Raw genomic sequence first — 19,164 nt, 5'->3', positions numbered from 1 at the left:
CTACATGATTTCACGCAGGTTGTTCTCAATGGCAGCCGCCGGTCTTATGGCCGGGTCAATGCTGGGCGGTTTTTCGCTTCCGGCCAGCGCGCAGACTGACGTCGCATTCACGCTCGACTGGCGTTTTGAGGGGCCTGCGGCCGGGTTTTTCTTGGCGCAGGACAATGGATACTTCGAGGCTGAAGGTCTTAACGTCAAGATCGATACCGGCGCCGGTTCGGTCGAAGCAATTCCGCGCGTTGCGACCGGCACCTACCAGATCGGTTTCGGCGACATCAACTCTCTGATCAAGTTCCTCGACCAGGACCCGACCCAGAAGGTCAAGGCCGCGATGATGATCTACGACGTGCCGACATTCTCGGTCGTCGGTCGCAAGTCGCTCGGCGTGACGGAAGATCCGAAGTCGCTCGAGGGCAAGAAGCTGGGTGCTCCGCCGCCGGATGGCGCCTTCGCGCAGTGGCCGGCATTCGTTGACGTCGCCAAGATCGACACGTCGAACATCAAGATCGAAAGCATCGGCTTCCCGGTGCGTGAGCCCATGCTGGCTCAGGGTGAGGTTGACGCCGTGTTCGGCTTCGCCTTCTCGGTGATCCTGAACCTGAAGCAGCAGGGTGTTGCCGATGACGACATCGTGCCGATCCTGATGGCCGAGAATGGTCTCGACCTCTACGGTAACGCGATCATGGTCAACACCGACTTTGCCGAAGCCAATCCGGAAGTGGTGAAGGGCTTCCTGCGCGCTGTCGCCAAGGGCTTTGCTGATGCCGTCGCCGATCCGGAGGCTGGTGCCAAGGCCGTCCTCAAGCGCAACGACATTCTCGACCTGGACGTCGAGATCGAGCGCCTGCAGATGGCCAACGACATGAACATCAACACCGCCTACGTGAAGGAAAACGGTTTCGGCGGCATCGACATGGAACGCCTGGCTCGCTCGTTCGAGCAGCTGACCCTGTCGATGGGGCTGACCGGAAACGTCAAGCCGGAGGATGTCGTCGACCTGCAGTACCTGCCGCCGGTCGAAGAGCGCCGGTTCAAGTAACGGCCTCCTGAACTACCTGGCTCCCGTCGGCATGCCGGCGGGAGTTCTTTCTTCACGCGAGGCGAACAGCATATGACCCAGCCACTGGTTTCCATCGACAATGTCGACATGCGCTATGGCGGCGCCGGCGGCGTGCTTGCCGTGTCCGGCCTCACCCTGAACGTCCAGCGCGGCGAGTTCGCGGCGGTCGTGGGCCCGTCGGGTTGCGGTAAGTCCACCCTGATGCGCCTCGTCACCGGGCTGCACATCCCTCAATCCGGGACGGTGGAAGTTGCCGGCACTCAGGTGACCAAGCCCATCTCCATCGTTGGCATGGCGTTCCAGAACCCGACCATGCTTCCCTGGCGCACCACCCTCGACAACATCCTGCTGCCGCTGGAAATCGTCGAAAAGCACCGCGGGCGCCTGCGCAAGCACAAGGCAGAGTATGTCGCGAAGGCCGAGAAGCTGCTGGAGACGGTTGGCCTCAAGGGCTTTGGCGAAAAATATCCGTGGCAGCTTTCGGGCGGCATGCAGCAGCGCGCCAATCTCTGCCGCGCACTGATCCACGAGCCTGAGCTTCTGATGCTCGACGAGCCGTTTGGCGCGCTCGATGCCTTTACGCGCGAGGAGCTGTGGCAGGTCATCCGCGACCTGCATGCATCCCAGGACGTCACCATCATCCTCGTCACGCACGATCTGCGCGAGGCGGTGTTCCTTGCCGACCGCATCTTCGTCATGAGTTCGCGGCCGGGCAGGGTGCTGCACGAGCACACCATCACCTTCCCGCGACCGCGCGACCTCGAGCTGATGTACACGCCGGAGTTTTCCGAGAAGGTTCATGAACTGCGCGGCGAGATCGCCGACGCGAGGCAGGCAGCATGAGCGCGAACGAAATCCGCAAGGGCGGCATCAACTGGGCCGGGCTGGCGCCGGTCATCTACACGATCGGCCTGTTCGTGATCTGGGAAGCGGCTGTCTGGATCTTCAATATCCGCCCGGTGATCCTTCCGGCGCCTTCCGCTATCGTCGAGGCGCTGATCAAGTACTGGCCGGCGATCCAGCGCAACTCGATCCAGACCCTGTTCACGACTACGCTCGGTTTCGGCCTCGCAGTGGTCGGCGGCCTGGCGCTAGGGCTACTCGTCGGGTGGTCGCGCGTCATCTACGCCGGCCTCTATCCGCTGATGATCGGTTTCAACGCGATCCCGAAGGTCGCAGTCGTGCCGATCCTGGTGATCTGGTTCGGCATCGGCACGATTCCGGCGATCCTGACCGCATTCCTGATCGCCTTCTTCCCGATCGTGGTGAACGTCGCCACGGGCCTCGCTACGATCGAGCCGGAGACGGAAGACGTGCTTCGCGCACTTGGCGCCAAGAAGATGGACATCATGATCAAGGTCGGCATCCCGCGCTCGATGCCGTATTTCTTCGGCTCGCTGAAGGTTGCGATCACGCTTGCCTTCGTGGGCTCGGTGATTTCGGAGACCGTCGCGGCCAATACTGGCCTGGGCTACATGATGTCGGCGGCGCAGAGCCAGTTCAACGTGCCGCTGGTGTGGGCAGGCCTCATCATGCTCGCCATCGAAGGCATCGTCATGTACGCGCTGATGGCGTGGCTCGAAAAACGAATGACCGGCTGGGCGCATCGCAGTCAGCTCGGCAACGTCTGACAACAAGAAGAGGGCAGGCGAAAAGGAAAGGGCGCGGATTTCGGTACGCGCCCTTTTCGTTCGTTGCGTGCCTGAAACGGTTCGATTACCAGCCCCACTGGAAAGTCGCGCCCGTGCCTCCATTGCCATTCTGGACGACGTGTCCGTCGGAGTTCTTGCCGAACTGGAACAGGCCATAGGAGTTGCTGTTGCCGTTCTGGACCAGCGTGCCGTTGTGGCCGTTGCCTTGCTGGTGGACGATGCCGAGGTTGCCGCTGCCGTTCTGCAGCAGGCCCGCGACGTTGCCAAAACCCTTTTGCTTGATGCTGCCGTTCTTGATGCCGTTGGCGATGGCGTAGATGCCGAGGCCGGCGCGCATAGCCGCTGCCTCTTCGGCATTGCGCGGCTGGACGTCGAAGCTGATGTAGCCGCCGGCATAAGCGGGAGCCACGATCGCCGAGAGGGCGACAGTGGTGGCGACGATGGCGCTCTTGATGACGGTGGAAGCAGTGCGGGTCATGGCGTTCTCCTCTCTGGTTGGTCTGGTTGGGTCTTGATGAGAGGACTATGCGACTGCCCGCCTGAACGGGCCACGAACTGGTTGTTCATCTTCCGTTTAGCGAACCGGAGATGGCGCAACACAAAGGCCCCGCGCAGCGCACGGGGCCTTCAGGAGATTGCGGCCGGCATCAGATCAAGCCGACGCGCTCAGAGCAGGATGAGGTGGTTCCGCCGGCCTTGATGGTGAGATCCACGTCGAGGCCGCGGCCGTTGGCGCTGAACATGGCGGTGCCAAGCGTGACCTTGTCGCCGGCGCCGACCTCGAAATCGCCACCCTGGTTCACATTGGTGCCGGGGCCGGAGATGACGAGCTGGTAGCTGCCGGAGGTTGCCTTGCGGCCGTGGGCGACCGCCTCGATGGAGATCATGCCGCCGGACTTCTGCGCGACGATCTCGCAGCTGGCGGGGCCATTGCTCGCCTCGACTGCACCTGAGGCGGTGAAGGCCGCGCCGAGGCCGACGACCACGGCTGCGGCCCATATGGAAAACTGCTTGTGGGTACCGGCCATGATCGTTCTCCTGACTGGTCAGTTGCGATCGCCGGAAGCGTCATCCGGTTCCGGCTGACCATGGGAAAATTCAGTAGCAGGTCTGGACGAAGGCGGCGACATTGCCGCTGCCGGTCTGCGAGACGTTGCCGTCGCAGCCATTGCCGACCTGGACGCCCGCAGCGACGTTGCCGTTGCCGTCCTGGATGACGACCGCGTTGTGGTTGTTGCCGAATTGGCCGACGCCAGCCTGGTTGTGACGGCCGTTCTGGTGTGCCTGCGCGGTGTTGCGACGGCCGTTCTGGCCGATGGCGATGGTGTTGTGGCGGCCGTTCTGGGTGCCGATCGCGGCGTTGCGGCGGCCGTTCTGGTAGACGCCGATGTCGTTGTTGATGCCGGTCTGGCTGCCGCCGGCTTCATTCAGGACACCGAACTGCTCGAGCCAGACGCTATTGGCGGAAGCGGGGATCGAGGTGAAGCCGATGATCGAGGCGACTGCTGCAGAAAGAATGAGCTTGGTGTGCATTGTCGTGTCTCCTGTTCGGGTTGGCGTCGGTTGATGACGATGTGACTTTCGCACCCGTCACCAGAACCGACGCTGAACCCGCCGTTCACACGACGTTCAGCCAAATTTTCAGGCTCACTCGCGCCAGAGAGTTACCTGCTGGCCGGTCGAAAGCTGGCCTGAATAGTGGTCCGGCCCGTTGCGCTTCAGCACGCCGATGCGGTTGCCATTGCGGGCATAGAGCAGCAACTCGGCTTCGAGGCCTGAAAGCGTTTCATCAAGTCGCCAGTCGTTGACGCTCGCGAGCAGCGCGTTGTTGCATCGGGCGGAGCGGACGTCGCCACGCGGCAGATTTGCGCCCGTCCAGCTGCCAGGCGCCGTAAAGGTCATCTGGCAGGCGCAGTTTGTGCTGCCGTCGGTGACGCGCCACTGACCGCGAATATCATAGCTCGACGGCAGCACACGCGAGGCGACCTGCCCGGCCACTGCGCCACCGACAGGGCCTGCAATATAGGTTCCGGCGCCCGTGATGGCGCTGCGCCCGACCGACTTGCCCATGTTGAGGGCAGTTGCGGTACCGAATGCGGACAGCTTTTCGGGAGCGGGCGGTGGCCCGGACGGCAGGGGCGCCGAGCACTGCAGTGGGCCAACGATCGAAGGCGCATCAGCAGCCGCGTCAACGCCGGAAGAGGCGCCCTGGCAGGCGGCGAGGGTGATCGACATTGTCGCAGCGAGGGCGAGCCGGCGGATGGATGAAAGCACGCGTCTTTCCGTAATCATTGTTTCGGGCATGCAGGAGGACAATGGCGAGAGTTTGATGCCTTTCCCCGGGCCCGCATTGCCCTTGCGCCGTGTTTCGCCTACATAGCCCCCGACCTGAATTTTTCCCCTTGCAGGAACAACGGAGTTTTAGCGCGCCATGGCACGCCAATTCATCTATCACATGTCGGGGCTGACGAAGTCCTACGGGGCGAAGAAGGTGCTGGATAACGTCAGCCTCTCCTTCTACCCAGATGCCAAGATCGGCATCCTCGGCCCCAATGGCGCGGGTAAGTCGACGATCCTGCGGATCATGGCTGGCCTGGACAAGGAGTGGAGCGGCGAAGCCTGGCTCGCGGAAGGCGCCACCGTCGGCTACCTGCCGCAGGAGCCGGTGCTTGATCCGTCTCTCGACGTGTTCGGCAACGTCATGCAGGGCGTCGCCAAGAAGACCGCCATCATCGAGCGCTACAATGAGCTGATGATGAACTACTCGGACGAGACGGCCGAAGAATCGGCTCACCTGCAGGACGAGATGGACCGGCTGAACCTCTGGGACCTCGAGCAGCAGGTCGAGATGGCGATGGAAGCGCTGGCCTGCCCGCCCAAGGACGCAGACGTGACCAATCTGTCGGGTGGCGAGCGCCGCCGCGTCGCGCTGTGCAAGTTGCTCCTGTCCGAGCCTGACCTTCTGCTCCTCGACGAGCCGACCAACCACCTCGACGCCGAGACCACGGCGTGGCTGGAGCGGCACCTGCGCGCCTACAAGGGCGCCGTGCTGCTGATCACCCACGACCGCTACTTCCTCGACAACGTCACCGGCTGGATCCTCGAGCTCGACCGCGGCCGTGGCATCCCGTACGAGGGCAATTACACCAAGTACCTCGAAGCCAAGGCCAAGCGCCTCGAGCAGGAAGGTCGCGAGGACGATGCTCGCCAGCGCGCGATCTCCCGCGAGCGCGAGTGGATTGCCTCGAGCCCGAAGGCTCGCCAGACCAAGTCGAAGGCCCGTATCAAGCAGTTCGAGGAGCTGCTGGAGGCCGCTGACAACCGTCGTCCGACCGATACCCAGATCGTCATCCCGCATGGCGAGCGCCTCGGCAACGTCGTCATCGAGGTCGAGGGTCTCACCAAGAGCTTCGGCGACCGCGTCCTGATCGAGGACCTGACCTTCAAGCTGCCGCCCGGCGGCATCGTCGGCGTCATCGGCCCGAACGGCGCCGGCAAGACCACGCTGTTCAAGATGCTCACCGGTCAGGAGAAGCCGGACCGCGGCACGATCCGCATCGGCGAGACCGTGCGCCTCGGCTATGTCGACCAGAGCCGTGATGCGCTCGATCCGAACAAGACCGTCTGGGAAGAGATTTCCGGCGGCGCCGAAGTCGTGAAGCTGGGCAAGCACGAGGCGAATACGCGCGCCTACTGCTCGTCCTTCAACTTCCGCGGCGGCGACCAGCAGCAGAAGGTCGGCAACCTGTCGGGTGGTCAGCGCAACCGCGTCCACCTCGCCAAGATGCTGCGCACCGGTGGCAACGTCCTGCTTCTCGACGAGCCGACCAACGACCTCGACACAGAGACGCTGGCTGCTCTGGAAGACGCGCTGGAAAACTTCGCCGGCTGCGCGGTCATCATCTCGCATGACCGTATGTTCCTCGACCGCCTTGCCACACACATCCTCGCCTTTGAGGGTGACAGCCACGTCGAGTGGTTCGAGGGCAACTTCCAGGACTATGAGGCCGACAAGGTACGCCGCCTCGGCCCGGATGCGCTGAACCCGCACCGTGCGACCTACAAGCGCCTGACCCGCTAAAACGCGTAGACGTAATCGATCATCAAATGCCCCGGCTGCAAATGCTGCCGGGGCATTTTTTATGCCCTGCCACCAGAGTTAATCTGACATAAACAAAGTCGGACCTATCGTTGTGACCCGCGGCGGGCAGGAATACTGCTGGCGCAATAATCGCCTGGGACATTTTTCATGAAGCGCGTGATTATCTCCGGTATGGGCGTAAGCGTACCGGAAGCGGTTATTTCCAATGAAGAGCTCGTTGACTGCTTCAACAAATGGGTAGAGCGCGAAAACGGCAGCCGCGGCGAAGCCGAACAGCTTCAAAAATCGAGCGCTGAGTTCATCTACCACGCGTCCGGCATCAAACGCAGGCACGTCCATACGCCGGACGGCATCCTCGACGTGAACCGTATGGCGCCGCGCATTCCCGCGCGCGACGATGACGAGCTTTCGGTGACGGCCGAGTTTGGCGCGGCAGCAGCACGCAATGCGCTGGAGGATGCGGGGATCGATGCCGCCGAGGTCGACCTCGTCATCTGCGCCGGGTCGCACCTGCAGCGCCTCTACCCGTCAATTGGCATCGAAATCCAGAATGAGATCGGTGCTCAGGGCGCGGCCTTCGACATTTCGCTCGGCTGCTCCTCAGCCGCGTCCGGAATCCACGTCGCGGTCAATCTGCTGCGATCTGGCGCACACCGGCGCGCCTTGGTGGTGACCCCAGAACTGATCACCGCGCATCTCAACTTCCGCGACCGGCAGACGCATTTCATATTCGGCGATTCTGCGACCGCACTGCTGCTGGAGACGGCGGATGAAGGCGACGTGAGACCAGGCCGGTTCGAGGTGATCGACACCAGCAACTGGACGCAGTTCTCCAACAACATCCGCTCGAACTTCAGCTACCTCAACCGGGCGGCGCAGGAAGACGTCAGCGTCATCATCACCGAAGGCAATCTGATCAAGCAGCAGGGTAACAAGGTCTTCAAGGACGTTACCGTTGCCAGCCATCGCTTCATCGTCGATTTCCTGGCGCGCCACGGCCGTACGCCGGAAACCGTACGCCGCTTCTGGCTGCATCAGGCCAATGCCCGCATGAACCAGATGATCCTCAAGCTCGCTTTCGGTCGCGAGATCGGACCCGATATTGCGCCGACCGTACTCGAGGAACTTGGGAACACGGCGGCGGCTGGTGCCGTTGTTGCGCTGGCCTGGCACCACAAGGACATGCAGGCGGGCGACTACGGCCTGCTGTGCACCTACGGCGCCGGCTATTCGATCGGCGGCGCGCTGTTGCGGATGATGTAGCACAGCAAACCGCCTGATAGGATCATCAAAGCTTTTCGCTGGACCTTGCACCGGGGGCGAGGCAGGTTCGCGCACCATCAAGAAGAGGATGCGCAATGCTCGACCTGTTCACCCGCGATGTCAGTGAGATCGAAGTCCGTCCGGTCAAAAAGCTCAGCGGCCGGGTTGCCGGCCTGTTCCATGCGCCGGGCGAAGATTTCGTCACCCGCCGCATCGAGGCACTTGAGCTGACCTTCAACGGCATTGCCGGCGATTTCCACGAGGGTGCCACCCGCCGTTCAGGATCGCGCGAGCCTTGGTACAAGGCGGGCACGGAAATCCGCAACGAGCGACAGGTCTCGATCGTCTCGCCCGACGAGCTGGCGATCATTGCAGGGCGCATGAACATCTCTGAGATCAAGCCCGAATGGATCGGCGCGAACCTTCTGCTCGCCGACATTCCGCATTTGTCGATGCTGCCGGCCGGTACCTTACTGTTCTTCAAGAAGGGCGGAGTGACCCTCAAGGTCGACGGTCAGAACCATCCCTGCCGCTTTGCCGGACGCTCGATCGCCGAATGCGCCGGTGTCGCGGACGTCCGCGGCGTCTCGCTGCAGTTTTCTCCCGCGGCCAAGCGCCTCCGCGGCCTCGTTGCCTGGGTGGAGAAGCCCGGTCGGATCGAGGCTGACGAAGAGGTCTCGGTGCGGATCCCCGAGCAGTGGATCTATGAGTAGGGGAGTGGGGGCTTAGGTGAATAGGGGCTTTTGTATCAGCAAACGCAGTCCCTTGAGCCCCTAGCCCCTTACTCACCTTCCTCAGCGTCCAGCAGTCTCGTCGCCCGCCACCGCGTCAGCACCTCGTTGATCTCGTCGATCACGAAGAAGCGGGCAGAGTCGCGGTCGTAGCCTTCCGTCAGTAGGCTGTCGTAGGACGAATGCTCGTGGCGTACATAGGTGATTGTAGCGAGCCACACGGCAATCGATGGCGGCAGTTCGCGCATGTCGCGCGCGCTCGCCATCTCACGGATCTTCTCGATGTCGGCGTAAGGAGCCATCGGCAGCAGCGCCGTCAGCGCTTTGGCGATGGCGCGCTGGCGGTTGGTGGACGGCCTGCCATTCATGCCCTCGCCACCACCGCGTCCGGGAAGGAGTCGATCGAGGCGTAGTAAGGCTTCAGGTCAATGACAGGCGTGCCGTCGAGCACGTCGATGGCATCGATCTGAAGGACACCGGTTTCGACATCGAGCGAAATCAGCCGCGCGACATGCAGCCCTACCGGATTGGGGCGCACCGGCGAGCGCAGCGAAAATGTTCCCTGTGCGGTCTCAACATGGCGAGGCTTCTGCAGGATGAGGTTGCGCTGCGCCTGATCCATCCAGGAGAGGATGACGACGTGGCTCGCTCGGTCGAGGCCAGTCAGACCCTCGCGCCAGGCCTGATCGATTTCGACAGAGGCGGGCAAGCCACGCTCGCGCGCGATCGCCATGTTGCGCGGGCACTCCTCACGCCTTTGCCAGGGCGACCTGATCTTGCCGATGAAGACGATCGAGACGTCGGATGCAGTCTCTGCCGGATCGAAGGGAAGAGCCGTTTCGCCGTCGCGGATTGCCATTCTTGTTCCTTGTTCCGAGAACGTCCTTGTGTCCCGGCCGCCCATCATATAAAGATATCTTTATGTCTTACGGGAGAGCGCCATGCTGACACGCACCGCGACCAGCCTTGCCACCATGGTTGATACGATGAAAGCGTCGGCTGAATCCAGCCGCCTTCGCATCCTGCTCCTGCTTGCCAGGGGCGATTTGACCGTGACGGATCTCACCGAGATCCTCGCGCAGTCTCAGCCGCGTGTTTCCCGGCATCTGAAGCTCCTGATGGAGGCGCAGCTGGTCGAGCGTTACCAGGAAGGCTCATGGGCGTTCTTCCGTCTTTCCGACGAGGAGTCCGCCCGCGACTTCGTCAACGGCATCATCGGTCGCATCGACTCCGCTGACCCGACGGTCGAGCGCGACCTCGAGCGTCTGGCAGCCGTCAAGCGCCGACGTGCGGAGCGCGCCGCCGCATACTTCCGTGCCAATGCGGCGAGCTGGGACCAAATCCGTTCCCTTCACGTGCCGGACGGTGCGGTCGAGGCGGCGTTAATCGAGCTCGTCGGCGACACGCCCTTCCAGTCGATGCTCGACCTTGGCACCGGCACCGGCCGTCTGCTGGAGCTGTTCGCACCGCTCTATCGCCGCGGCATTGGCATCGACCTTTCCCGCGAGATGCTGTCGGTCGCGCGGGCGAATCTTGACCGGGCAGCAGTCGCGCATGCTCAGGTGCGGCAGGGCGATATTTTTGCGCCGCCGGTCGACCGCGATTCCTTCGATCTGGTGACGATGCACCAGGTCCTGCACTTCCTCGACGAGCCGGGGCTCGCTATCCGCGAGGCCGCACGCCTGCTGCGCCCGGCCGGGCGCCTGATCATCGTTGATTTCGCGCCGCATAACCTCGAGTTCCTGCGCGAGGAGCATGCTCATGCCCGCCTCGGCTTTTCCGACCAGCAGATCGGCAACTGGCTGACGGAAGCGGGGCTCGATTTCGAGGCGACCCGATCCTTTGCCCCGGCCGATGACGAGGGACTGACTGTGAAGCTATGGCTCGGCCGCGACAAGCGCCTGCTGATTGCCAATGATGATGACGCGCGCAGGGAGATCGCCTGATGGCCGCAAACCAGTTCTTTTCGCGACGCACCGACCTAGGGGCGCGGATCAAGGTCTCCTTTGAGTTCTTCCCACCCAAGACGGACGAGATGGAACAGCGCCTGTGGGACACGATCACGCGCCTTGAGCCGCTCGACCCGCAGTATGTCTCGGTCACCTACGGCGCGGGCGGCACCACCCGCGAGCGCACCGCACGTGCGGTCGATCGCATCCTGCGCGAAAGCAGCCTGAAGCCGGCTGCGCATATGACCTGTGTCGACGCATCGCGTGCCGAGGTGGATGCGGTGATTGCTGAGTTCGTGGCGATGGGCGTGAAGCGCTTCGTTGCGCTGCGCGGCGATCCGGCAGCCGGCGTTGGCGCACGCTACCAGCCGCACCCGGATGGCTACCAGAACGGCGCTGACCTCGTTGCCGCCATTCGCAAGCAGGGCGATTTCGACGTCTCGGTTTCGGCCTATCCGGAAAAGCATCCGGAGAGCGCGGATTTCGCGACGGACATCGACATGCTGAAGCGTAAGGTCGACAATGGCGCCACCCGAGCCATCACCCAGTTCTTTTTCGACAACGACCTATACGAACGCTACGTCGAGCGTGTCCGCCGCGCGGGCATCTACATCCCGATCGTGCCGGGCGTGCTGCCGATCCATAATTTCCAGCAGGTCGCGAACTTCGCCTCGCGCTGTGGCACGCACGTGCCGGAATGGTTGGCTGAGAGATTTGCGGGGCTTGAGAGCGACCCGCAGACACATGCGCTAGTGGCTTCGGCAATTGCGGCTGAGCAGGTGCTCGACCTCGTCGAGCGCGGGGTGGAGGAGTTCCACTTCTACACGATGAACCGCGCGGATTTGGCCTTTGCGATTTGCCACCTGATCGGCATCAGGCCGCACGTGCGAACCACGCAGGCCAAGGCAGCCTGAGACATAAGAAAAAGGCCGGTGGATCAAACCGGCCTTTTCTATGTGTTTCGTATCGCGCCTGGGACGCTTTCAGCCTGGAAGTGGAGCGGACCAGATCAGGCCAGCACTCCAAAGACCACGGCTGCTATGAAGGTGAACGCAGCACAGATCATCAAAGCATTGATCGGTCGTGCAAGTCCCATTGGCATTCTCCTTTGCGGACTACACGGTGGATTCTACGTCTGAAACGCCTCAGCGCAAGCGGGTTCTGTTCCAGATTTAACCGGTTCGTTAGTACAAAATTCCGCTGCAGGTCGTTAACCATCTTGTTTTTTCAGCAAAAATGGTGGGCGGCGGCATGTGCATAAAAAATGCTTCCGTGGTGGTTTTTCTGCATCACTGGCCGTTTGGGGGAGGGTTAATCCTGCCGGAGGCTGGACTTCCCTGTGCCGCACCACATTGTTAGCCTTCAGGAAAGCGGAGAGGTACATGCAGCGGTTTGAGAATGCGCGCGAGGCGGCGCTCGCGCTTCGGCCCGACGATCCGGTCTATTGCTTCCGTCCCGAGGTATTGAAAGAGGATTGCCGGCGGTTCATGTCGATGTTCCCCGGCAAGACCGCCTATGCCGTCAAGACGAATGGCGAGCGGATGGTGCTGCAAACGCTGGCAGAGGCGGGCGTGACCGCCTTTGACGTGGCCTCTCCTGCAGAGATCGCGGATGTGCGCGCCGTCGCGCCCAAGGCCGAGATGCTCTACATGCATCCGGTCAAGGCGCAGTCGCATATCCGGCTGGCGCTCGAAGATTACGGCATCCGCACGATCTCCATCGACCACGAGGACGAGGTCGCCAAGCTGGTTCGCGTCGTGCGCGCGCTCGATATCGACCCCTCCACCATCACCGTCTTCGTACGCATGCAGACCAAGGGAAGCGCTGCCTACGAGCTGTCAAAGAAGTTCGGGGCAGGGCCGGCGGCGGCCGTCGAGCTTGCCGACCGGCTTGGGCGTTCCGGCTTCAAGGTCGGGCTCTGCTTCCATGTAGGCAGCCAGATCGAGGATCCTGACACCTATCGCCGCGCGCTCGCCTCGGCCGATTGGGTGCGCAACCGCATGAAGGTGCCGCTCGCGGCGCTGGATGTCGGCGGCGGCTTTCCGGCCGAGTACGGCCACGACCCAAATCGCAAGAAGCCGAAGATGCCGTCGCTCGAGGAACTCATGGCGCGTCTGCGCGAGGACATCGAGGGATGGGGCTTCGCCGACACGCCGCTGGTGGCGGAGCCCGGGCGCGTCATCGTCGCGCGTGCCTTCTCGCTGATCGTGCGGGTGCTGCTGCGCAAGGGGCGTCGTCTCTATATCAACGACGGAATCTGGGCGTCGCTGTCAGATTCCTGGACCGGCAAGATCACGCTGCCGGCGCGGTTCATTCCCGATCCCGCAATCCGCAACCGCAACGGCGACAAGAAGAATATCGTGCCGTTTCGGGTGCTGGGGGCGACCTGCGACTCCGTCGACATCCTGTCGCGGCCGTTCTGGCTGCCGGAGACGGTGGATACCGGTGACTGGATCGAGATCGGCCATATCGGCGCCTATTCGCTGTCGCTGCGCACCCGCTTCAACGGGTTCTATCCCGACACCTTCGTCGAGCTCACGGCACCGTTCGATCAGGGCGGGATGCCGGAAGGCTTTGCCAGCCTTGAAACGATGGCGGACTAGTGGTTCAGGCGACACCTAGCGGATGTGCTGCGCGAGCCACTTGCGCCACTGCGTTTCCGAGCCATTGAAGACGTTGATGTCCGCGTCGCCCTGGATGCCCGGCACCTCGCCGGTGCCGGTGTACTGCCAGAACAGGAAGTGCTGGCCGTCGTACTTGTTGTGCGGATGATCGGCGACCGAGCGCAGCCACCAGTCATAACCCTTGAACTCGTGCAGGCGGTTGTCGCGGTAGAAGTCGATCGACGTGTAGATGATCGGCCGCTTGCCGTAATGGCGCTCGATCATGTCGAGAAAGATTTTCATTTCCTTCTGCACGACATGAGCTGGCGGACGCAGCTTGCAGGTCGGCGACAGGTGGTTCCATTCCATGTCGAGCACGTGGGGCAGGGTGCCCGCCTGGCGCGGCACGTTGCGGATGAACCATTGCGCCTGCTCGCGCGCTGGGCGGCAGAAGTAGAAGAAGTGGTAGGCCGCGCGCGGAATCCCTGCTGCCTTCGCGTTGCGCCAGTGCTCCATGAACTTGTCATCGACGCGGTCTCCGCCTTCCGTCGCCTTGATGAAGGCAAAGGAGATTCCAGCACGGCGCGCCTGATGCCAGTCGACCGAGGCCTGGTATTTCGAAACGTCGGTGCCGTGCACGGCGTAGCTGTGCGGTGTGCGGCCGGTCCAGTCATGCGGCTTGCGGTCGCCGAAGCGCGGATGCGTCACAGCAACTCGCCCGGCGCTGGCGGCCGGAGCCGAAGTCGAAGGAACCGGGGAGGTCGGGGCGATGTCGCCGAAATCGTAGGACACGCTCGTGCACGATGCGAGGAACATGCTCAGCACCAGGGCCCCCAATCGCCGCATCGTTCTTCCTTCCGCCGGAAGGGCCACGGGGCCCTCGAATCAATCTGCCTCAATCGTGGATCATATCGTCGCTGATTGATTTTTGCGCAGGTCCCGACCAAGCTCCCGCAAGGTTGAGACAAGCCGCCGGGGCGGCAGGGCGGGGAAGCGAATGCGTTCATTGTTGCGGATCTTGCGGTGGCTCGCGGCGCTGGTGGTGTTGGTCGTGACGAGCGCGGCAATCTGGCTCGCCGCCTTTCCGCCCGAGCTGATCCGGCTTGGCACCGCCTATACGGCAAAGATCGTCTGCTCCAACCAGTTCATCGCCGACCGCGACGGTGCCGAGGTACTGGCGGTCGACGTTCAGGCGCCGGGCCATCCGCTGCTCGGCTTCATGAAGGTCACCACCAATTCCGAGCGTGAAACGGTCACAGCACGGCTGTTCGGCTTGTTTGCAGCTGGTACGGTAGTTTACCGGGAGGGGCTGGGTTGCGCCACCATCCCCGATGGTGACTTCGAGGCCGCCAGCATACCGCCTTTGCCTGAGCCGGATGCAGCCGCCGCGCCGGGGCTTTGGCCGGACGGCGACATGGTCGGGCCTGCGGGCGATCCGGCAATCCAGGCGCTTCTCGACGATCCCGACCTCGTCGGTCCGGGAATGCGCGCAGTGGTGGTGGTTCGTGATGGGCGGATCGTCGCCGAACGCTACGGCGACGGCTTCAGCGCCGTCACGCCACTTCTCGGCTGGTCGATGACCAAGTCGGTCACGGCCGCCATCATCGGTACGCTCGTGCGTGACGGGCGTCTGACGCTCGATCAGGACGGCCTGCTTGAAGAATGGAACGGGGATGAGCGCGGCGCGATCACTCTTGCCGACCTGATGGCGATGTCGAGCGGCCTCGAGTTCAACGAGGACTATGGCAGCGTCACCGACGTGACGCGGATGCTCTATCTCGAGCCCGACATGGCGGCATTTGCCGCCAGCAAGCCCGCAGTGGCGGCGCCGGGAGAACGCTTCAGTTATTCCAGTGGCACGACGGTCTTGCTTTCGCGCATCTGGCAGGAAGCCTTCGATGATCCGGAAGAAGGGCTCCGCTGGCCGCGCGAGGCGCTGTTTGATCCACTTGGCATGCGGACTGCTGTGCTGGAAGCCGACGCGCGCGGCACGTATGTTGGTACGTCCTATCTCTATGCCACGGCACGCGACTGGGCCCGTTTTGGCGAGTTCTTGCGCCGCGGCGGCGTGTGGAATGGCAAGCAGATCCTCCCGGAAGGCTATGTCGACTGGATGCGCGAGCCCGCCCCCGCTTCAGGTGGCGCCTACGGGCGAGGGCAGGTGTGGCTGGTGGGTCCCGGAGGCGCGTCAGCGGATGAGCCCTACGAGCTGCCGGATGACGTCTTCTGGCTACTCGGTCACGACGGACAGTCAGTCGCGGTAGTACCGTCCCAACGCCTCGTCGTGGTGCGGATGGGGCTTACTCCGTCTAAGCTTGGTTACCGTCCGCAGCGCCTGCTCGAAGCAGTCACACATGCTGCGAAGTAGTTGAAGATGTAACATACGTTAATTCAATGTGACGCAACTGCCTGAATAAAAAGGCGTTCAATCTCCGAGCGCGGACATGCTTAGCCGCCTTCATGAACAGAGGAGATTGGAAATGAAAAAGCTTATTCTTGCTTCCGTTTCCGGTATCGCCCTAATGGGCATGGCAGCCTGTAGCGATACCGATGGTACTACCACCCAGGCTGTTCCGGACAGCGAGCCGCCAGCACAGACCGAGCCTATGGATGCAACGCCGCCGGCTTCTGATCCGGCAGCGCCGGCTCCTGCGCCGGCTCCGGCACAATAAGACGTCCCGCCAGACCGGACATGGAACGACTTTCGAAAGACCGCCCACGCGTTTGGCGGTCTTTCCGCATATCGCCGGCGGCACGCAAAATCAGGCCTCGTCACCGCTGCCGATTCATCCTATGAAGCCTCAATGTCTATTTGGGCGCGCATCAGCGAATTTCTCTCGTCCGTTTCAGCCACAGCGATGTCGAACGTCATCGAGCGGGTGCGCACGGTGTTCGAGGGCGATCCGGAAACCCGCCGCAGGGTAGCGTTTTCGATCGCGATGATTGCGCTCTCCGCCAAGATGGCGAAGGCCGATGGTGTCGTCACCACGGATGAAGTCCAGGCATTCCGGCAGATATTCATCGTTCCGCGCGAGCAGACGCGCAATGTGGCGCGGCTGTTCGACCTCGCCAAGCGGGACGTCGCCGGCTTTGAAGCCTATGCCGAGAAGATCTCGCGCCTCTGCGGCTCTGGCCGGCCCAACTGCCGGTTGCTCGAGGACGTACTCGACGGGCTGTTCCACATCGCGAAGGCCGACGGCGTGGTGCATGAGCGCGAAATCGGCTTCCTGCGCCGCGTCGGCGAAGTGTTCCGGATCGAGGACAGCCACTTCGAGACCATTCTCGCCCGGCACGTCATGCTCAGCGATGGCGGCGACCCGTGGCGCGTACTCGGGCTCGAGCCAAACACGCCGTTCGAAAAGGTCCGCTCCCGCTACCGGCTGATGGTTGCCGAAAACCATCCCGACAAGCTGATCGCGCGCGGCGTTCCGGAAGAGTTTCTTGCCATCGCCAACAGCAGGCTGGCCGCCATCAATGGCGCCTATGAAGCGATCGAACGGTCGTTGAGGTTTGCATGACGGGCTTTGCACCTGATTTCGCCGGAGCTGACGTCCGCGTCTCTCCGAACTTCGGTCCGCGTGCGGAAGGGGCGAAGCCGGGCCTTCTCATCATGCACTATACGGGCATGGAGACGGGGGAGGCGGCCGAGGCCTGGCTCTGCGCGCAGGAGAGCGAGGTGTCCTCGCACTACCTCGTCCACGAGGACGGCCGGATCGTGCAGATGGTCGGCGAAAGCGACCGCGCCTGGCACGCTGGCCAAGGTTCGTGGAAAGGGCGCTCGGACGTCAATTCCTGGTCGATTGGCATCGAGATCGTCAATCCGGGCCCGCTTGCCCAATTTCCCAATTTTTCGGACGTTCAGATCGATGCGGTGGCCGAATTGGCCCGCGACATCTGCGCGCGCCATCACATTTCCCCGGAGCGTGTGCTCGCTCATTCGGACGTTGCACCCGGCCGCAAGATCGACCCGGGCGAACGTTTTCCTTGGGGTAAACTCGCCGAAATGGGCGTCGGGCACTACGTGCAGCCGGCGCCGATTCAGGGTGGCCGCTTCCTTGCGATGGGCGACCGTGGCGAGCCGGTCGAGGCGCTGCAGTCGATGCTGTCGGTCTATGGATACGGCTTGGAAATCAACGGCTTGTTCGACGAGGCAACTAAACTCGTGGTGGAAGCGTTCCAGCGGCATTTCCGGCCCCAGCGTGTCGACGGCGTGGCTGACCGTTCGACCATCGAGACGCTTCATCGTCTTCTCATCGCACTTCCGGCTGACGTCGTAAGCTGACGTAAAGTCAGCAATACGTGGTTGTTTCAGGGTGTCATGGAATGTGACTGGCCCTGCCATTTTGCGTTCCAGTTTGCCCCGCAGATGGGCTGTCAACGCGGGCGGCGCCGGTTCCGGGACGCCATCTGCGAGAAGGCAATCGCTGCGCTCTGCGCGGCCATAAAAAGAAACGGAAACCGAATGTCGAAACTCACCATCGCGGCGGCAGCCCTTGCCGCCGGGCTCACCGCTTTTGTGCCTGGCGCTTTCGCTCAACCGGCCGCTGAGGCTGCACCCAAGACTCTCGTGGAAGTATTTCGCGCTAACGCTGCGAAGAAGGCGGAGAAGTCCGACCTCGACCAGACGACGACGGCGTCCGTGGCGCCGGGCATGGCCAAGGGCGTCGGCCAGCGTTCTCCCTACGATGCGATCATCGCCAAGTATGCCAAGCAGCACGGGATTCCGCTAGCACTGGCGCACGGCGTCGTTCGCACCGAGAGCAATTACCGCGCCAATGCGCGTGGCTCGGCGGGTGAAATCGGTCTGATGCAGATCAAGCCGGCGACGGCTCGCGGGCTGGGCTACAAGGGTTCGGCGAAGGGGCTGTATGATCCGGAGACCAACATTCGCTACGGGATGAAGTACCTGGCCGGCGCGCACAAGCTGGGCGGCGGCGACGTTTGCGGCACCATCCTGCGCTACAATGCCGGTCACGCCGCGAAGCGGATGAACAAGGTTTCGGCTGCCTACTGCGCGAAGGTAAAGCAGTTCATGCGCTCGATCTAAGCGGCTTTCGGGTTGCAATTTTCGCGACAAGCGCCTTTATACGCCCGGTCAGTCGGCCGGGCGGCCGCGCCGGCGGGAACCGAAAGGTTGCTGGTGAGGAAAGTCCGGGCTCCAGGGAAATACGGTGCCGGCTAACAGCCGGCGGGGGCGACCCCAGGGAAAGTGCCACAGAAAGCAAACCGCCTTCCGCTCGTCGGAAGGTAAGGGTGAAAGGGTGGGGTAAGAGCCCACCGCGCGACCGGCAACGGAAGCGGCAAGGTAAACCCCACCGGGAGCAAAACCGAATAGGAACAACACGAGGGGCAACCCTCAGGGCAGTTCCCGCCCCGTTGTTCGGGTTGGTTGCGTGAGGCGTACGGCAACGTCCGCCCAAGATGAATGGCCGCCACGTTCCTGTTCCGCAAGGGCAGGGGCCATACAGAACCCGGCTTACAGGCCGGCTGGCTTTTTTCCTTCTATTGCAGTGATTTGCGGGCGGGCAGCTCAAGGGCTGCCGCGCCTGTTCGCGCGTTTCCGCTCGGCGTCCAATAACCGTTCGTTAAGCCTAACAGAGGATAAAGGCCGGTAGCGTCCGAACTGCTGTCCGAGAGAGGGGCCCGGTGCAGTCGGTGAGGGCTCTTCCCGTTGACGCCCATATAGGCCCATGTTATCCCTTGTTTACCATCACCAAATCGGTTCCGGTTCGAGTCACGTGTTCCCGCAGGCAGCCAGTCTTTCGAGGCGGCAGCCGTGGTTCGCTGTGCTCTCGTTGGTCTTC

General features: G+C 62.7%; 21 protein-coding genes and 1 other RNA gene. 15 read left to right on the top strand and 7 right to left on the bottom strand.

The window, feature by feature from the left end:
- Positions 1-28: 28 nt before the first annotated feature.
- From L630_RS0102040 to L630_RS0102030, 3 genes are all read left to right on the top strand, one after another.
- Positions 29-1,039 (top strand): ABC transporter substrate-binding protein, encoded by a 1,011-nt coding sequence (locus tag L630_RS0102040; protein WP_245263635.1) that lies wholly within the window; start codon positions 29-31, stop codon positions 1,037-1,039.
- A 72-nt stretch (positions 1,040-1,111) separates the two neighbouring features.
- Complete coding sequence (locus L630_RS0102035) at positions 1,112-1,903, top strand: ABC transporter ATP-binding protein (protein WP_024846624.1); 792 nt, start codon at positions 1,112-1,114, stop codon at positions 1,901-1,903.
- Complete coding sequence (locus L630_RS0102030; protein ID WP_024846623.1) at positions 1,900-2,691, top strand: ABC transporter permease; 792 nt, start codon at positions 1,900-1,902, stop codon at positions 2,689-2,691. The genes L630_RS0102035 and L630_RS0102030 overlap by 4 nt, the downstream gene beginning before the upstream one ends.
- 85 nt (positions 2,692-2,776) lie before the next feature.
- Here L630_RS0102030 and L630_RS0102025 read toward each other — a convergent pair whose 3' ends face one another.
- The 4 genes from L630_RS0102025 to L630_RS0102010 form a co-directional block, all read right to left on the bottom strand.
- The gene (locus tag L630_RS0102025; RefSeq protein WP_024846622.1) at positions 2,777-3,190 is read right to left on the bottom strand and encodes a curlin; all 414 of its coding nucleotides are present in this window, start codon (positions 3,188-3,190) and stop codon (positions 2,777-2,779) included.
- Between the two features lie 169 nt (positions 3,191-3,359).
- The gene (gene csgH, locus L630_RS0102020) at positions 3,360-3,740 is read right to left on the bottom strand and encodes a curli-like amyloid fiber formation chaperone CsgH (protein ID WP_024846621.1); all 381 of its coding nucleotides are present in this window, start codon (positions 3,738-3,740) and stop codon (positions 3,360-3,362) included.
- Between the two features lie 70 nt (positions 3,741-3,810).
- Entirely contained in the window at positions 3,811-4,245 is a 435-nt protein-coding gene (locus L630_RS0102015) for a curlin (protein ID WP_024846620.1), read from the bottom strand.
- Between the two features lie 114 nt (positions 4,246-4,359).
- On the bottom strand, positions 4,360-4,986 hold the full coding sequence (locus L630_RS0102010; RefSeq protein ID WP_034329135.1) for an AprI/Inh family metalloprotease inhibitor: 627 nt from the start codon (positions 4,984-4,986) through the stop codon (positions 4,360-4,362).
- Between the two features lie 157 nt (positions 4,987-5,143).
- Here L630_RS0102010 and ettA point away from each other — a divergent pair, with 157 nt between their 5' ends.
- From ettA to L630_RS0101995, 3 genes are all read left to right on the top strand, one after another.
- Positions 5,144-6,793, top strand: coding sequence for an energy-dependent translational throttle protein EttA (ettA, locus tag L630_RS0102005; protein WP_024846618.1), 1,650 nt, complete (start codon positions 5,144-5,146; stop codon positions 6,791-6,793).
- A gap of 168 nt (positions 6,794-6,961) precedes the next feature.
- Positions 6,962-8,077, top strand: coding sequence for a beta-ketoacyl-ACP synthase III (locus tag L630_RS0102000; protein ID WP_024846617.1), 1,116 nt, complete (start codon positions 6,962-6,964; stop codon positions 8,075-8,077).
- Between the two features lie 95 nt (positions 8,078-8,172).
- Positions 8,173-8,790 carry a molybdenum cofactor sulfurase gene (locus L630_RS0101995; protein WP_024846616.1) on the top strand — a complete coding sequence of 206 codons (618 nt, stop codon included), beginning with the start codon at positions 8,173-8,175 and terminating at the stop codon, positions 8,788-8,790.
- Positions 8,791-8,858: 68 nt separating this feature from the next.
- Here L630_RS0101995 and L630_RS0101990 read toward each other — a convergent pair whose 3' ends face one another.
- Both L630_RS0101990 and tsaA read right to left on the bottom strand, forming a co-directional pair.
- Positions 8,859-9,176: a DUF2293 domain-containing protein gene (locus tag L630_RS0101990; protein ID WP_024846615.1), complete on the bottom strand. Its 318-nt coding sequence runs from the start codon at positions 9,174-9,176 to the stop codon at positions 8,859-8,861.
- Positions 9,173-9,667, bottom strand: coding sequence for a tRNA (N6-threonylcarbamoyladenosine(37)-N6)-methyltransferase TrmO (gene tsaA, locus L630_RS0101985; protein ID WP_024846614.1), 495 nt, complete (start codon positions 9,665-9,667; stop codon positions 9,173-9,175). Before tsaA ends, L630_RS0101990 begins: the two co-directional genes overlap by 4 nt.
- Positions 9,668-9,749: 82 nt before the next feature.
- Between tsaA and L630_RS0101980 the strand changes: the two genes are divergently transcribed.
- The 3 genes from L630_RS0101980 to L630_RS0101970 all read left to right on the top strand — a co-directional run bounded on the left by L630_RS0101980 (position 9,750) and on the right by L630_RS0101970 (position 13,360).
- The gene (locus L630_RS0101980; protein WP_024846613.1) at positions 9,750-10,754 is read left to right on the top strand and encodes a metalloregulator ArsR/SmtB family transcription factor; all 1,005 of its coding nucleotides are present in this window, start codon (positions 9,750-9,752) and stop codon (positions 10,752-10,754) included.
- Positions 10,754-11,671, top strand: coding sequence for a methylenetetrahydrofolate reductase [NAD(P)H] (metF, locus tag L630_RS0101975; protein ID WP_024846612.1), 918 nt, complete (start codon positions 10,754-10,756; stop codon positions 11,669-11,671). The genes L630_RS0101980 and metF overlap by 1 nt, the downstream gene beginning before the upstream one ends.
- Before the next feature lie 468 nt (positions 11,672-12,139).
- Positions 12,140-13,360 (top strand): alanine racemase, encoded by a 1,221-nt coding sequence (locus L630_RS0101970; RefSeq protein ID WP_024846611.1) that lies wholly within the window; start codon positions 12,140-12,142, stop codon positions 13,358-13,360.
- 15 nt (positions 13,361-13,375) lie between these two features.
- Here L630_RS0101970 and L630_RS0101965 read toward each other — a convergent pair whose 3' ends face one another.
- Entirely contained in the window at positions 13,376-14,206 is an 831-nt protein-coding gene (locus L630_RS0101965) for a GH25 family lysozyme (RefSeq protein ID WP_024846610.1), read from the bottom strand.
- Between the two features lie 151 nt (positions 14,207-14,357).
- Between L630_RS0101965 and L630_RS0101960 the strand changes: the two genes are divergently transcribed.
- The 6 genes from L630_RS0101960 (at position 14,358) to rnpB (ending at position 18,855) form a co-directional block, all read left to right on the top strand.
- Positions 14,358-15,728, top strand: coding sequence for a serine hydrolase (locus L630_RS0101960; protein ID WP_024846609.1), 1,371 nt, complete (start codon positions 14,358-14,360; stop codon positions 15,726-15,728).
- 112 nt (positions 15,729-15,840) lie between these two features.
- Positions 15,841-16,032, top strand: coding sequence for a hypothetical protein (locus tag L630_RS22345; RefSeq protein ID WP_084465688.1), 192 nt, complete (start codon positions 15,841-15,843; stop codon positions 16,030-16,032).
- A gap of 132 nt (positions 16,033-16,164) precedes the next feature.
- Positions 16,165-16,878 (top strand): DnaJ family molecular chaperone, encoded by a 714-nt coding sequence (locus L630_RS0101955; protein ID WP_024846608.1) that lies wholly within the window; start codon positions 16,165-16,167, stop codon positions 16,876-16,878.
- Entirely contained in the window at positions 16,875-17,642 is a 768-nt protein-coding gene (locus L630_RS0101950) for an N-acetylmuramoyl-L-alanine amidase (RefSeq protein WP_024846607.1), read from the top strand. Before L630_RS0101955 ends, L630_RS0101950 begins: the two co-directional genes overlap by 4 nt.
- A 180-nt stretch (positions 17,643-17,822) precedes the next feature.
- Positions 17,823-18,407 carry a transglycosylase SLT domain-containing protein gene (locus L630_RS0101945; RefSeq protein ID WP_024846606.1) on the top strand — a complete coding sequence of 195 codons (585 nt, stop codon included), beginning with the start codon at positions 17,823-17,825 and terminating at the stop codon, positions 18,405-18,407.
- A 48-nt stretch (positions 18,408-18,455) separates the two neighbouring features.
- Positions 18,456-18,855: RNase P RNA component class A (gene rnpB, locus L630_RS22090), an RNA gene on the top strand.
- The last annotated feature ends 309 nt before the right edge of the window (positions 18,856-19,164 follow it).

Source organism: Aminobacter sp. J41 (assembly GCF_000526635.1).
Classification (GTDB): Bacteria; Pseudomonadota; Alphaproteobacteria; order Rhizobiales; family Rhizobiaceae; genus Aerobium.
The sequence above is the reverse complement of the archived record's forward strand: the minus strand, read 5'-3'. Positions and strand labels throughout refer to the sequence as shown.